The organism is Aquabacterium sp. CECT 9606, assembly GCF_918741295.1.
In the GTDB taxonomy this organism is placed as follows: domain Bacteria; phylum Pseudomonadota; class Gammaproteobacteria; order Burkholderiales; family Burkholderiaceae_C; genus Aquabacterium.
In genome coordinates this window covers 1-12,818 of record NZ_CAKKNB010000005.1, presented here as the reverse complement: position 1 = coordinate 12,818, position 12,818 = coordinate 1, and the positions used below count along the sequence as shown (strand labels likewise).

The following is a 12,818-nucleotide window of genomic DNA, read 5'->3' as shown; positions in this document are numbered from 1 at the left end:
GAAAGACTCCGACCATGAAATTCATCGACACCCACCACGACCAGTGGCGCACAGCCGGCGGCGAAGACGGCCCGATCTCTCACCCCCCCAAGGTGGACCACAGCCTGCTGACTTTGGGCCAGTGGCACGCCGTGCGCGAGCAATGGCCGGCCGACAAGGCCGTGGGCGTGATCTTCCCGAACGATGCCGACATCGAAGTGCTGGAATGCGATGTGAACAAGCTCTCGCTGGTGGTGCTGCAGTTCCCGAAATGGGTGGACGGCCGCGCCTACAGCCAGGCGCACATCCTGCGCTCGCGCTACCGCTTCAAAGGCCAGATCCGCGCCACCGGCGAAGTGCTGGTCGACATGATGCCGCTGCTGCAACGCTCGGGCGTGGACGCCGTGGTGCTGCGCCACGACCAGGAACGCGCCGCCGCCGAGCGCGCGTTGGGCTTCTTCGCCGCGCGTGGCCACTACCAGGGCGACGTGCAGCAAACCAAGCCGGTGTTCGCACGATGAGCGCCATCGCCCTGTACGCCAAGGCCAGCCCCGACTTCGAGGCCAAGCTCGCGGCCACGGTCGCGCTGCTCAAAGCCGCAGCGGCCGAGCACCCGGGCAAGGTCGTCCAGGCCACCAGCCTGGGCGTCGAGGACATGATCGTCACCGACCTGATCGCGCGCCACCACATCGCCATCGCCATCGGCACGCTGGAAACCGGCATGCTGCACCCGCAAACGGTGGCCATGATCGGCACCATCGAGTCCACGTATGACTTGAAGGTCGAGGTCTACCAGCCTGTGCAGGAAGTGACCATCGAGTTCGTTCGCAAGAACGGCGAGAAGGCCATGTACGAGAGCATCGACCTGCGCAAGGCCTGCTGCGGCATCCGCAAGCTGGAGCCGCTCAGCCGCATGCTGGCCAGCCGCGAAGCCTGGATCACCGGCCTGCGCCGCGAACAGTCCAACAACCGCGGTGGCATGCTGGCCCGTGAAGAAGACGACAAGGGCCGTGCCAAGTACAACCCCATGATCGACTGGACCTGGGGCGATGTGTGGCACTACGTGTCGCTCAACAAGGTGCCCTACAACCCGCTGCACGACGAGTTCATGCCCAGCATCGGCTGCGCGCCCTGCACGCGCGCCATCGCCGTGGGTGAAGACTTCCGCGCCGGCCGCTGGTGGTGGGAAGACGAGAAAGCCAAGGAGTGCGGCCTGCACGTCCATGAAGACAACGTGGCCGAAGAGTTGCCGCCCATCGTGTCCAGCCTCATCCGCCCGCCGAATTGAGTTGATTCAAGAACCCAAGTCAAGACCCACGATATGAATGCCCCCGTGAATGTGAACCAACTGCTGGCGGATGTTGACCACCGCCACCTGGACGCGCTGGAAGAAGAAGCCATCTTCATCTTGCGCGAAGTCGCCGCCACTTTCGAGCGCCCTGCCCTGCTGTTCTCCAGCGGCAAGGACTCGTGCGTGGTGCTGCACCTGGCTGAAAAAGCCTTCAAGATGAAGAAGGAAGGCGGCGGCTTTGAAGGCAAGCTGCCCTTCCCGCTCTTGCACGTGGACACCGGCCACAACTTCCCCGAGGTGATCGAGTTTCGCGACCGCCGCATCGCCGAGATGGGCGAGCGCCTGATCGTGGCGCACATGGACGAGTCCATCAAGAAGGGCACCGTGCGCCTGGCCTACCCGCTCGAATCGCGCAACGGCCACCAAACCGTGACGCTGCTCGAAGCCATCGAAGAAGGCCGCTTTGACTGCCTGATGGGCGGCGCCCGCCGCGACGAAGAAAAGGCCCGCGCCAAGGAGCGCATCTTCAGCCACCGCGACAGCTTCGGCCAATGGCAGCCCAAGGAACAGCGCCCCGAGCTGTGGAACCTGTTCAACACCCGCATCAAGCCGGGCGAGCATTTCCGCGCCTTCCCGATCAGCAACTGGACCGAGCTGGACGTGTGGCTCTACATCGAGCGCGAGAAGATCCCGCTGCCCAACATCTACTTCAAGCACCCCCGCCAGGTGATGCGCCGCAAGGGCCTGCTGGTGCCCCTGACCGACGTGACCCCTCCGCTGGAAGGCGAAACGGTTGAGACCGTCGACGTGCGTTTCCGCACCGTGGGCGACATGACCTGCACCTGCCCCGTTGAAAGCGATGCGATCAACCCGGCCGACATCGTGGCCGAAACCCTGCACGTGACCGTGAGCGAGCGCGGCGCCACCCGCATGGACGACCGCACGTCCGAAGCGTCGATGGAACGCCGCAAGAAAGAAGGTTATTTCTGATGAGCACCCCCGTGATTGATTGCCACGCCAAAGAACAAGTCGAACACCAGGCCCTGCGCTTCCTGACCGCCGGGAGCGTTGACGATGGCAAGAGCACCCTGATCGGCCGCCTGCTGTTTGACAGCCGCGCCATCCTGGCCGACCAACTCGATGCGCTGGAAAAGCGCGCCGCTGGCGCCCCCATCGACCTGTCGCTGCTGACCGACGGCCTGGAAGCCGAGCGCGAGCAAGGCATCACCATCGACGTGGCCTACCGCTACTTCGCCACCAAGACGCGCAAGTTCATCATCGCCGACGCCCCCGGCCATGAGCAGTACACGCGCAACATGGTGACGGCCGCTGCGGGCTCTGATGCCGCCGTGGTGTTGGTGGACATCACCAAGATCGACTGGAAGGCCTCAGCCGTGCCCCTGCTGGCACAGACGCGCCGCCACAGCCTGCTGGCCCACCTGCTGCGCGTGCCGAACATCGTGTTCGCCATCAACAAGCTGGACGCCATCGAGCAAGACACGCAGAAGGCTTTCGAAAGCGTTGAGGCTTCGCTGCGCGCCTTTGCCGAACAAGCCGGCATCGCCGTGAAGGGCGTGATCCCCGTGTCGGCCCTGCGCGGCGACAACGTGACCACCCCCAGCGCCAACTGGCCTTGGTACACCGGCCAAACCTTGCTGCAGTTGCTGGAATGCCTGCCAGCCACCGACGAACGCCACGACGGCGCGCTGCTGCAACCCGTGCAGTATGTGACCCGCGAAGGCGAAGGCACCGGCCACCAGCCGCGCACCTTCTGGGGGCGCATCGCCCACGGTTCGGTCAAAGCTGGCGATGCCGTGCAAGCCTTCCCCAGCGGCGAAACCGCCGTGGTGGCCGAGGTGCGCTACAACGCCGAAGTGGTCGACCGTGGCGAAGCAGGCCAATCAGCCGGCATCGTGCTCGACCGCCAAGTGGACATCTCGCGCGGTGACTGGCTTGCCACGCCTGGCGCCATCAAACCCACCGACCAGTTCACGGCCACGTTGGCCTGGCTGGACACCGAGCCTGCCGTCGTTGGCCGCAAGTACTGGGTGCGCCATGGCAACCGCTGGGTGCAGGCCCGCATCACCGCCATCGACAGCCGCATGGACATCCACACCCTGGAAGACCATGACGCCGAGCAACTGGCCGTGAACGAGATCGGCCGTGTGCAGATCCAGACGCAGCAGCCGCTGCCGGTCGAGCCCTACCTGGACAACCGCGTGGGCGGTGCCCTGATCGTGGTCGATCCCACCACCAACCGCACCAGCGGAGCGCTGCTGGTCAAGGCCGCCTGAGTTTGCAAGACATGGACAGCAAGCCCTGCTCGCTCACCGCAGCCAAAGTCGTCTTCATTGGGGCCGGCCCCGGTGAGGCCGATCTGATCACGGTGCGTGGCAGCCGCCTGTTGGCCCAGGCACAAGTGGTGCTGTTCGACGCCCTGGCCGATCCAGCCCTGCGCGATTTGGCCCCTCATGCCGATTGGATCGACGTGGGCAAGCGCGGTTTCTCTGGGCAGCCTGGCAGCGACTACAACGGCCAGACCCGCATCAACCAGTTGTTGATCGAGCAATCGCTGGCCGTGGGTGCCATTCACGGCGAACGTGGCCTGGTGGCACGGCTCAAGGGCGGTGACCCGAGCCTGTTCGGCCGCCTTGAAGAAGAACTGCACGTGCTGCACGAAGCCGGTATCGCCAGCGAGGTGGTGCCGGGTGTGACCTCGGCCCTGGCCGCCGCCGCCGCCACGCAACGCCCGCTCACGCGGCGTGGCACCGGACGCAGCGTCAGCTTCACCACCGCCATGACGCGCACCGGCGAGCTGCAATGTGGCATGGGCCCTGGACAGCGTGCTGACACCGAAGTCTTCTACATGGCCGGCCGCCAGCTTGACCCGCTGCAAAAAGGCCTGATCGACGCCGGTTGGCCGCTTGAGACCGCCGTCAGCGTGGTCTCTCGCGCTGGCTGGCCCGACATGCGCCACACCGTTCACACTGTGGGCTCGCTGGACCAGGCCAGCAACACCCACGCTGGCCGCCCCACCCTGGTCATCGTGGGCGCCGGGGCCACCGCCCTGCCCGATGAGCCCCTGACCCATTTGCCGATTTGCGGAGACGCTGGCGCGCACCCGTAAAATCCGACCTTTCGTCCCGAAATTCAACTTACAAGAGATCGTCATGACTCACGTCGTCACCGAAGCCTGCATCAAGTGCAAATACACCGATTGTGTGGACGTGTGCCCGGTGGACTGCTTCCGCGAAGGCCCGAACTTCCTCGTCATCGATCCCGATGAATGCATCGACTGCGCCGTGTGCATCCCCGAATGCCCGGTCAACGCCATCGTCCCCGAAGAAGACGTGCCCGGCAACCAACAGCAATTCATCAAGATCAACGCCGACCTGGCCAAGGGCTGGCCCAGCATCACCAAGCGCAAGCAACCCTTGCCCGAGGCCGATGACTGGAAAGACAAGACCGACAAGCTGGATCAGTTGATCCGCTGATCGTGGCGGTGATCAACACCGACACCATCGTCATTGGCGCAGGCCCAGTGGGCCTGTTCCAGGCTTTCCAGTTGGGCTTGCTGAGCCTGAACACCCACGTGATCGACGCGCTGCCCGAAGCCGGCGGCCAATGCGTGGCGCTGTACCCCGACAAGCCCATTTACGACGTGCCCGGCGTGCCCGTGTGCACCGGCCGTGAGCTGGCGCAACTGCTCCTGGCGCAGGCCCGGCCCTTTTTACCGCGCGACGACGCCTCAGGCCAGATCACCAACCTGCATTTGAACGACCAGGTTGCCAGCGTACAGCCAAGGGCCGACGGCGGCTTTGACGTGGCCACCAGACAAGGTTTGCAGTTCCATTGCCGCGCGGTGTTCGTGGCCGCTGGCGCGGGCGCCTTCGTGCCCCGCACTTTGAACTTGGCAGCACTGGAAGGCGCGGCCAATCTGCACTACCACCTGCCCGAGGCACCGGCCACCATACCCTGGGCTGGCCAACACTTGGTCATTGCCGGCGGTGGCGAAGAGGCCCTGTCTGCCGTGGCAGCGCTGCTGGACGTCCCCGCCAACGCCAGCCCTGTTGCGATCACCTTGCTGCACCGCCGCGACCAGTTCCAGGCCGAGCCCGCACTGGAGGCCCAGGTGCGCGCCTGGATAGTGCAAGGGCGCATCAAGCTGGCCCTGGGCGTGCCCTCGGGCGCTGACATCCAAGATGGCCGCGTGACCGCCCTGCACATCCTCGGGGCCGATGGTGTCACCCAAGCGCTGCATCTCGACCACCTGCTGGTCAGGCTGGGCCTGAGCCCCAAACTTGGCCCGCTGGTCGATTGGGGCTTCCGGCTCGACCGCAAGCAAGTCAGTGTTTCGCCAGACAGCTTTCAAAGCTCGGCCACGGGCATCTACGCCGTGGGTGACATCAACACCTACCCGGGCAAGAAGCGCCTGCTGCTGTGCGGCTTTCACGAAGCCACCTTGGCGGCGCACCATGCCCTCGCGCAGCTCAAGCCTGATCAGCCCCAACACCTTCAATACACCACCACCAGCGCCTTGCTGCACCAGCGCCTGGGCGTGGCCTCCTAGTTCTTTGTTTCGTTCTTTCTTTTCCTACACATGCAGCCCACCTTGAACCTTCTGCGCCACCCCAGCGGCGCAGCGCTCACCCTGCTCGCTTCATTGGCCAGTGCCTTCTGCAGCAGTGCGTCCGCCCAGCAGTCCAACACACCGGCCGATTCACTGCCCAGCGTGACCGTCACGGCGCCTGCCTCGCGCACAGGCCAAGCCAACATCACCGGCTTCGGCAGCACGCCGTCGTGGCAACTGCCCATGCAGGCGCAAACCATCACCAGCACCGCGCTCAAGAACAGCGGCGCACAGCGCCTTGCCGACATCACCAGCCTTGATGCCAGCATCAGCGATTCGTACAACGCCCCGGGCTACTGGGACTTCCTGTCGGTGCGCGGCTTCACGCTGGACAACGCCTACAACTACCGCCGCGAAGGCCTGCCCATCAACGCGGAAACCAGCATCCCGCTGGACAACAAAGATGCCATCGAAGTGCTCAAGGGCACCAGCGGCATCCAGGCTGGCGTCAGCTCACCTGGTGGCTTGGTGAACTTTCTGGTCAAGCGCCCCCAAGGCCGCGTGCGTTCGGCCACACTCGGCTTCACGGGTGGCAACAGCATCCTTGGCTCGGTGGACGTGTCGGACCGATTTGGCGTGGACCAGGCCATCGGCCTGCGCATCAACGCAGCCTATGAACACCTGGAACCGAACGAGCGACACGCCAACGGCAAACGGCATCTGCTGGCCCTGGCCACCGACTTGCGCATCAACCCCAGCAACCTGATCGAATTTGAGATTGAACACAGCCGGCGCGAGCAGCCCAGCGTGACCGCCTTCAGCTTGCTGGGCGACAGCCTGCCTTCTGCGAAGAGCATCAACCCCGACATCAACCTGAACAACCAGCCCTGGGCCATGCCCGTGGTCATGGCAGCCACCACGGGCACCTTGCGCTGGACACACTTGTTGAGCCCGGATTGGAAGCTGATCAGCACTTATGGCATCCAGCGTTTGAAGAGCAACGACCGCACCGTGTTTGCCTATGGCTGCAGCAGCGGCATCGTGTACCTTGGGGACCGCTATTGCAGCGATGGCACCTTCGATGCGAACGACTACGACAGCGAGAACGAACGACGCCTTACACAGGCATTGAATGTGGCCCTGAAAGGCCAACTCAAGACAGGCAGCGTGAAGCATGATTTGCACGTAGAAGCCTTGCGCAGCAGCTATCACCTCGACGTGAATAACGCCGCCTTCAATGGCATCGGCCAGGGCGACATCTCAGGTGACTATGGACCACTCCCGCGCGACCCCAGGCCTCTCGGACCTCAACACTTGCGCCATCACGTCAGTACTGAACTGTCGGTGAGCGACGCCGTGGCTTTGTCTGAACAATGGCGTGCCTGGCTTGGCCTGCGCCACAGCCGCCTGAGCCGCGATACCGTGCTCAGCGACAACAGCGCCCCATCTGTGTCCACCGACCAGACCTTCACCACGCCCTGGGTTGGCCTTGGCTACAGTTTTGCAGCACAACGACAGGTCTACGCCAGCTGGGGAGAAGGGGTTGAATCGAAAAATGCGCCTGAATCGGCTCCGGCTACTTACTTCTTTGTGCCGTTCACAAACGCCGGCCAACCTCTGCCATCGCAAAAAAGCCGCCAGGTTGAAGTGGGCGTCAAAGGCCATGAAAACACCTGGCAATGGAGCCTGAGCGCGTTCCGGGTGCATAAGCCACAAGACGGCATCCTCGACACCCTGCCCAACCCCACCTATGTCATCGATGGCGAAGCCGTGCACACCGGGCTGGAAGGCCAGTTGCAAGGCCGCTGGGGCGCTTGGGAGTTGAACGGCAGCGCCATGGTCCTGGATGCCAAACGCCAAGGCAGCTCGCACGCCGATATCAACGGCAAGCAAGCTGTGAACGTGCCCGAGCACACGGTGAAGTTGTCGGCCGACTACAAAGTGGCGGCCCTCCAAGGCCTGACCTTGCAAGGCCAGGTGGTGCACGAGGGCAAACGCATGGTGCTGGATGACAACAGTATCAGCATCCCCTCATGGACGCGCTTCGACACCGGGCTGCGCTATGTGCAGCAGGCCTTCAGCCAGCAAGGCAGCCTGACCTGGCGCCTGGGCGTTCGCAACTTGTTCGACAAACGCGCCTGGCGCGAAGCCCCCAAGCAGTTCGACCACGTTTACCTTTTCCCCCTGGCCAGGCGCACGGTGACGGCGTCGGTGCAAGCCGACTTCTGAGGTGAATGCGCAAAAAAACGCGCCCACTTGCTGAGTAGGCTGAAAAACTGCTATAGTTTCGTTCTCGATTGATCACTGCAACGCGCAAGCCAAGCAGCACAATTGAACCGACATATTCCTCGATAGCTCAGTCGGTAGAGCGCCGGACTGTTAATCCGTAGGTCCCTGGTTCGAGCCCAGGTCGAGGAGCCAAATAAGCGAAGCCCTGTACGAAAGTACGGGGCTTTTTGCTTGGTGGGTTCGGAAACCGAACTTGGATGGTCGGTGGAAGCCCGCCGCATAGAGATACCTGAGTTTGGCAACGCTGATCGCCCTGCTTGGTATGGTGGACCCTAATCGCCATTAGCGCCTTCAATACATTTCTCGCGCCCGCTCCGGCGTCTACTGTTATCACTGAAGTTACAGCTAGCAACCAACCACCGCCTCCCGGCACAAATCGCATCGCTATGATGCGGATACACAAGGAGGATGGCGGTATGCGATCAGGCTGGAATCCAGGCAGACGCAACAGAAACGTTGGAACCAAAGCCCACGGGCACGGTGAGAACAACCGCCTATCAATCCCCGAGTCCTGGCACGAACTGAAGTGCTTTTACGAAAAGCTGAGTTCGTTTGTGTCCATCAAGCGACGGATCGGCACCCACGACATCACCTTCCTGGTTGAGCCGACACAGGCGAACTGGTTTCACGTCATCACGGTGGAGGATGCCTGCAAGGTTCTTGCGCAGCTGCCCCAGCAGGATCTGAAGACGTTGGAGCTGATCGTGATCGCCAGCCAACCCGCAAGCAGCGCATATTGAGCCCGGTATGGGGCCGTGCCATCTTCTACTTCGAGGCCAACGCCTTCAATGGCAGCGCCATCATCCTTGAAGCGCAAGAACTGGCGCCGATCCCCTGGCCCCTGTCGCTGTCACCAGAAAGGGTACGGGAACTCGAACGGCTGGCGGAAGACGGCCACCAGATCCACAGGGGGCAACGTCAGTACGACATCCACCCGAGCTTTGCATCACTTCGGAACACCGTGCTTTACAGAACGCTTCTGCACGAGGTAGGACACCACGTGGACCACCGCGATTGCACCGAAGAAACCTGGAACACACGCACCTCGTCGCAAAAGGAAGACTTTGCCCACCGCTATGCGGCCGAGAAAGCCCGTTTACTGCGGGCAGCGGGCGTGAGCCCCTTCCCGCCCATGGTCAATCAAGTGGAGATGATCGCCGCGGGACTCCGCACTGAATGGTTTGCCTTCCACGAGCGCGCCTGACGCCTCATAAGCCCAGGCTCACGAAAGAAGCCTGTTCATGTTCGTCGAAAGCGCTCTTGGGACCAAAAGCCCGAACGTGGGCAAGAAGGTCCGCGTGGTGATCCTGCGTGGCGAACACAGTGAACATGGGCGCATCTGGAAGGTCGAGGGCGAAGGCTTGATCAGCGAATATGGTGCGGTGGGGACGACAGTGGACTGCGCTCAGTCATGGCTACGCAAGATCGAGCCGCCTCAAGAGAAAACTGAAGATGGCGTCAAGAAGGAAGTTCGATTTCTAAAGGCCCCCGATATTTCTCAATTACTTCTGAAATGCCGACACGGCCAGAGGCTGCGCGAGCCTTCAGCCCTTCTCCTTGCTTCTTGTGTGGAAGGCCGGGCCGTCCTTTATCGCGGGAAATCTTGTAGCGGTAGCAGCGGCGCCCCGTCGCGGGTTCGCCGCTCTCGTCGCTGAAGAAGACGAAGCCGTCGCTGAAGACGAAGAAGAGGCCGCCGTCGCAGCAGCAGATGGGGCGACGATATTTGACGCCGCCATTTTGGGCGACTGAGGAGGCGAAATCTTTTCATTAAACACTACGTTCTTCCCTTGATTACTAACGATAACTAGGTTGTCCTTGCTGTCGAATGCATACTCGGCATGCCAATCCTCACCCTTGTTTACATCGTTACTACTACGGGTCAGGCGCCGAATTCCCACGGCTTCCTTGACCCCATACCCCGCGAATCCAGCTTTCATTTGGCCTTGGTATCCAAGCACTCGGACGCCGGGAAAGTATGGCGCCAGGTTGCCACACAGCTGCCCCGCGAAGGTGTTCAAGGGCCTCAACTTTTGTCGCTCCTCAACAGTACCTGCGCTGAAGCAGGCATGAACTACAACTGTAAGGTTACTAACCCGTTTGAGATTCAACTCGTTTTGAAGAGCCACCGCCGTGTCAGCTGCGTCCAAGTCTTTTTTGCCAGCTTTCGTTTCCCATATAATGCACTTGGTGGAGAAAGGCATCCCGTCCTTGTCATCGTCATAATAACCATGTGTATACAGGATGATGGTATCGTTATCTTGTACCTTTTCAAGGGTATAATTTGTCACCAAGTCGGCACCTTGCGTAGTAGCATATATTTCTGCGTTTGCCTTGACGTCTTTCGATAAGGCAATAACGTGTTTTTTTGGCATAGTATCCCTAGGAAATAGTTCTGATTAAGAAGGCCATAATACGAGCCTTTCATAACAGGAACAAGACCACGAGCGCGACTCGATGTATGTATCGCGCGCATCTCGCCGGGTTCGTCCGATGACCGGGTAAAATCCCGTACGCCTCAAGCAGTAGTGCTTAGGGCTTTTTGCTTTATTGCAAAGGGCTCATGAAACTAATCCAAGCCGACGATCACGCCGAGACCAAAGTGAGTTCCCCATGAGCACCCTGCCCGCCTGTCCTCAGTGCCAGTCCGCCCTCACCTATGAAGACGGCGCTCAACTCATCTGCCCTGAGTGCGGACACGAGTGGTCAGCGGCCTCCACGGCATCGTCGACACTCGATGACATCCGCGTGATCCGCAATGCCAACGGCCATGAACTCAAAGACGGCGACACGGTCACGGTGATCAAGGACTTGAAGATCAAGGGATCTTCGCTCGTGGTCAAGGTCGGCACCAAGGTCAAGAACATCCGCCTGGCCGACGACGATCACGACATCGACTGCAGAATCGATGGGATCGGCGCGATGGGCCTGAAATCAGAATTCGTCAGGAAGCTCTCATGAAACCAATCCAAGCCGGCGACCACGCCGAGATCATTGAAGGCGCCCTCGGCACCAAGGGTCCGAACGTCGGCAATAAGTCCGTGTCGTGGTGCCGCGTGGAGAACACAGCGAGTACGCCGCATCTGGAAGGTCGAGGGTGAAGGCTTGATCAGTGAATACGGCGCGGTGGGCGGCAGCGTGGACTGTGCACAGTCATGGTTGCGCAAGATCGAGCCGCCTGAGGTGGGTTCGGACGATGGCATCACGAAGGAAGTTGACGCGCCACTGACGCAGGCATAGCCGGAGGACCGCACCTGCGGATGGTGCACAAGTTGGAAACCTCAAGCAGCAATGTTGGAGGCGTTTTTCTTTGCCGGTTCGGAAACGAACCTCAAGTCGGCGGTCTTGTTCAGGCCCTTGGGGGCCGAATCCAACAACCTTGACGTGAAGCACTGGAAGTGCCAATGCCAAGGTGATCTTGCGGCATGATGTATTAGCCGGCACCCAACTTTGGAGGTGGATTGATGGAATTTTTTTGATCTTTTTTATACATCAATGATTGGTGGAAAATAAGCCAGCATCAATGAAAAATCAAAATACAGCACTCCGCAAATACTTCATGATGAAAATCTATGCCAAAGAGTAGCAAGCACATCAATTTATATCGGTCAGCTCGATCTTCAAAAAAACAGAACAGTCAGTTAGATTTAAGCGATCTTCGTGGAACGTTTATTGCGTTCATTATCATAGCTATGCTTTGGGCCGGCTCAGCTGTATTCTTGTATAAAGATCCTAATCGCGGTACTTTCGGAGACATGTTTGGAGCAATAAACTCATTGTTTTCGGGCCTTGCACTTGCCGCCCTTATTTATGCTGGATTACAACAGCGCAAGGAAATTTCACTTCAGCGCTACGAGATAAGCTTTACGCGAAATGAAATGGCTGAGCAAAGAGTGCAAATGGATAAGCAAATAGAACAGCTGAGCGAGCAACTACAAATTTCTCATCGACAAGCACTTGAGTCCACATTTTTTCAAATCCTGGGCCTGCTGAATAAAATAATAGAAAGCATAACCTGCAAAAATGCATCGAACGATTTGATAAAGGGCAGAGATTGTTTGCCGCTCATCTACGAGAATCTCACAAATACCTATAAATTAAACCAAGAATCCAGATCATTTGATAATAGGTTAACATTATTGAGAGCAACGTTTCAACGCGTGTGGAACGAACATCAAACGCACCTTATTCAATACTATGACACGCTCTCACATCTTATAGATTATGTGGAAAAAAGCTTAGCCAAAGATAAAGAACTTTATTTTAACCTCATAATTGCTCAGTGGTCAGACGAGGAAGCAGCAATATTATTTTATTACTGCTTCTCCGAGAGAGGTAAAGGGCACATGCGCCATCAGATTCTAAAAACCAGAATGCTCGCTTTCATCAATATTAGATTCCTTCTTTCACCGCTGGATCGAGACGCGCTGTCAGAACTCAATGCATACGAGGATTTTGATAAAAAATAACAGCTGGGTAGGCAACTTTTCGGAAACCGAACCTTGAGGGCCGATGGTCCTGCTTGGACTCAGGACGTCTTGAGGCGTACAGGCTATACGGCATCATGAACCGCCCCGGGTTTTGTGGAGGCCGGTTGGTTTAAGTCAGGCAATGGTCTTGACCTGATTGGCGAGTTGCCGGTAGTAGTTTGCCTCAGCCTCGGCTGGTGGGATGTAGCCGATGGGCTCAAGC

General features: G+C 59.6%; 14 protein-coding genes and 1 tRNA gene. 14 read left to right on the top strand and 1 reads right to left on the bottom strand.

Annotated features, from left to right (window positions below; all coding sequences use genetic code 11):
• Nucleotides 1-14 precede the first annotated feature (14 nt).
• From LQ232_RS21370 to LQ232_RS21320, 11 genes are all read left to right on the top strand, one after another.
• Entirely contained in the window at nucleotides 15-500 is a 486-nt protein-coding gene (locus LQ232_RS21370) for a DUF934 domain-containing protein (protein ID WP_230182421.1), read from the top strand.
• Nucleotides 497-1,267: a phosphoadenylyl-sulfate reductase gene (locus LQ232_RS21365; protein ID WP_230182420.1), complete on the top strand. Its 771-nt coding sequence runs from the start codon at nucleotides 497-499 to the stop codon at nucleotides 1,265-1,267. Before LQ232_RS21370 ends, LQ232_RS21365 begins: the two co-directional genes overlap by 4 nt.
• 33 nt (nucleotides 1,268-1,300) lie before the next feature.
• Nucleotides 1,301-2,260 carry a sulfate adenylyltransferase subunit CysD gene (gene cysD, locus LQ232_RS21360; RefSeq protein ID WP_230182419.1) on the top strand — a complete coding sequence of 320 codons (960 nt, stop codon included), beginning with the start codon at nucleotides 1,301-1,303 and terminating at the stop codon, nucleotides 2,258-2,260.
• Complete coding sequence (locus LQ232_RS21355; protein WP_230182418.1) at nucleotides 2,260-3,564, top strand: sulfate adenylyltransferase subunit 1; 1,305 nt, start codon at nucleotides 2,260-2,262, stop codon at nucleotides 3,562-3,564. Before cysD ends, LQ232_RS21355 begins: the two co-directional genes overlap by 1 nt.
• A gap of 11 nt (nucleotides 3,565-3,575) precedes the next feature.
• Nucleotides 3,576-4,397 carry a uroporphyrinogen-III C-methyltransferase gene (gene cobA / locus LQ232_RS21350; RefSeq protein ID WP_230182417.1) on the top strand — a complete coding sequence of 274 codons (822 nt, stop codon included), beginning with the start codon at nucleotides 3,576-3,578 and terminating at the stop codon, nucleotides 4,395-4,397.
• A gap of 43 nt (nucleotides 4,398-4,440) precedes the next feature.
• Entirely contained in the window at nucleotides 4,441-4,764 is a 324-nt protein-coding gene (gene fdxA, locus LQ232_RS21345) for a ferredoxin FdxA (RefSeq protein WP_230182416.1), read from the top strand.
• A 2-nt stretch (nucleotides 4,765-4,766) separates the two neighbouring features.
• On the top strand, nucleotides 4,767-5,840 hold the full coding sequence (locus tag LQ232_RS21340) for an NAD(P)/FAD-dependent oxidoreductase (protein ID WP_371820350.1): 1,074 nt from the start codon (nucleotides 4,767-4,769) through the stop codon (nucleotides 5,838-5,840).
• 42 nt (nucleotides 5,841-5,882) lie between these two features.
• Complete coding sequence (locus LQ232_RS21335; RefSeq protein ID WP_230182415.1) at nucleotides 5,883-8,069, top strand: TonB-dependent siderophore receptor; 2,187 nt, start codon at nucleotides 5,883-5,885, stop codon at nucleotides 8,067-8,069.
• Nucleotides 8,070-8,185: 116 nt separating this feature from the next.
• Nucleotides 8,186-8,261 (top strand) — tRNA-Asn (locus LQ232_RS21330).
• A gap of 284 nt (nucleotides 8,262-8,545) precedes the next feature.
• Entirely contained in the window at nucleotides 8,546-8,869 is a 324-nt protein-coding gene (locus LQ232_RS21325; protein WP_230182414.1) for a hypothetical protein, read from the top strand.
• The gene (locus LQ232_RS21320) at nucleotides 8,866-9,333 is read left to right on the top strand and encodes an ImmA/IrrE family metallo-endopeptidase (RefSeq protein WP_230182413.1); all 468 of its coding nucleotides are present in this window, start codon (nucleotides 8,866-8,868) and stop codon (nucleotides 9,331-9,333) included. The genes LQ232_RS21325 and LQ232_RS21320 overlap by 4 nt, the downstream gene beginning before the upstream one ends.
• 340 nt (nucleotides 9,334-9,673) lie before the next feature.
• Here the strand turns inward: LQ232_RS21320 and LQ232_RS21315 are convergent, their stop codons facing one another.
• The gene (locus LQ232_RS21315) at nucleotides 9,674-10,501 is read right to left on the bottom strand and encodes a hypothetical protein (protein ID WP_230182412.1); all 828 of its coding nucleotides are present in this window, start codon (nucleotides 10,499-10,501) and stop codon (nucleotides 9,674-9,676) included.
• A gap of 238 nt (nucleotides 10,502-10,739) precedes the next feature.
• Between LQ232_RS21315 and LQ232_RS21310 the strand changes: the two genes are divergently transcribed.
• From LQ232_RS21310 to LQ232_RS21300, 3 genes are all read left to right on the top strand, one after another.
• Entirely contained in the window at nucleotides 10,740-11,087 is a 348-nt protein-coding gene (locus LQ232_RS21310; protein ID WP_230182411.1) for a zinc ribbon domain-containing protein YjdM, read from the top strand.
• Nucleotides 11,084-11,227, top strand: a complete 144-nt coding sequence (locus LQ232_RS21305; protein WP_230182410.1) for a hypothetical protein — start codon at nucleotides 11,084-11,086, stop codon at nucleotides 11,225-11,227. The genes LQ232_RS21310 and LQ232_RS21305 overlap by 4 nt, the downstream gene beginning before the upstream one ends.
• A gap of 471 nt (nucleotides 11,228-11,698) precedes the next feature.
• Nucleotides 11,699-12,595 carry a putative phage abortive infection protein gene (locus LQ232_RS21300; protein ID WP_230182409.1) on the top strand — a complete coding sequence of 299 codons (897 nt, stop codon included), beginning with the start codon at nucleotides 11,699-11,701 and terminating at the stop codon, nucleotides 12,593-12,595.
• The last annotated feature ends 223 nt before the right edge of the window (nucleotides 12,596-12,818 follow it).

What these genes read in the sequence shown, in the direction of transcription:
- LQ232_RS21370 (WP_230182421.1), top strand. Translation starts at nt 15, where the DNA reads ATGAAATTCATCGACACCCACCACGACCAGTGGCGCACAGCCGGCGGC.
- LQ232_RS21365 (WP_230182420.1), top strand. Translation starts at nt 497, where the DNA reads ATGAGCGCCATCGCCCTGTACGCCAAGGCCAGCCCCGACTTCGAGGCC.
- cysD (WP_230182419.1), top strand. Translation starts at nt 1,301, where the DNA reads ATGAATGCCCCCGTGAATGTGAACCAACTGCTGGCGGATGTTGACCAC.
- LQ232_RS21355 (WP_230182418.1), top strand. Translation starts at nt 2,260, where the DNA reads ATGAGCACCCCCGTGATTGATTGCCACGCCAAAGAACAAGTCGAACAC.
- cobA (WP_230182417.1), top strand. Translation starts at nt 3,576, where the DNA reads ATGGACAGCAAGCCCTGCTCGCTCACCGCAGCCAAAGTCGTCTTCATT.
- fdxA (WP_230182416.1), top strand. Translation starts at nt 4,441, where the DNA reads ATGACTCACGTCGTCACCGAAGCCTGCATCAAGTGCAAATACACCGAT.
- LQ232_RS21325 (WP_230182414.1), top strand. Translation starts at nt 8,546, where the DNA reads ATGCGATCAGGCTGGAATCCAGGCAGACGCAACAGAAACGTTGGAACC.
- LQ232_RS21315 (WP_230182412.1), bottom strand. Translation starts at nt 10,501, where the DNA reads ATGCCAAAAAAACACGTTATTGCCTTATCGAAAGACGTCAAGGCAAAC.
- LQ232_RS21310 (WP_230182411.1), top strand. Translation starts at nt 10,740, where the DNA reads ATGAGCACCCTGCCCGCCTGTCCTCAGTGCCAGTCCGCCCTCACCTAT.
- LQ232_RS21305 (WP_230182410.1), top strand. Translation starts at nt 11,084, where the DNA reads ATGAAACCAATCCAAGCCGGCGACCACGCCGAGATCATTGAAGGCGCC.
- LQ232_RS21300 (WP_230182409.1), top strand. Translation starts at nt 11,699, where the DNA reads ATGCCAAAGAGTAGCAAGCACATCAATTTATATCGGTCAGCTCGATCT.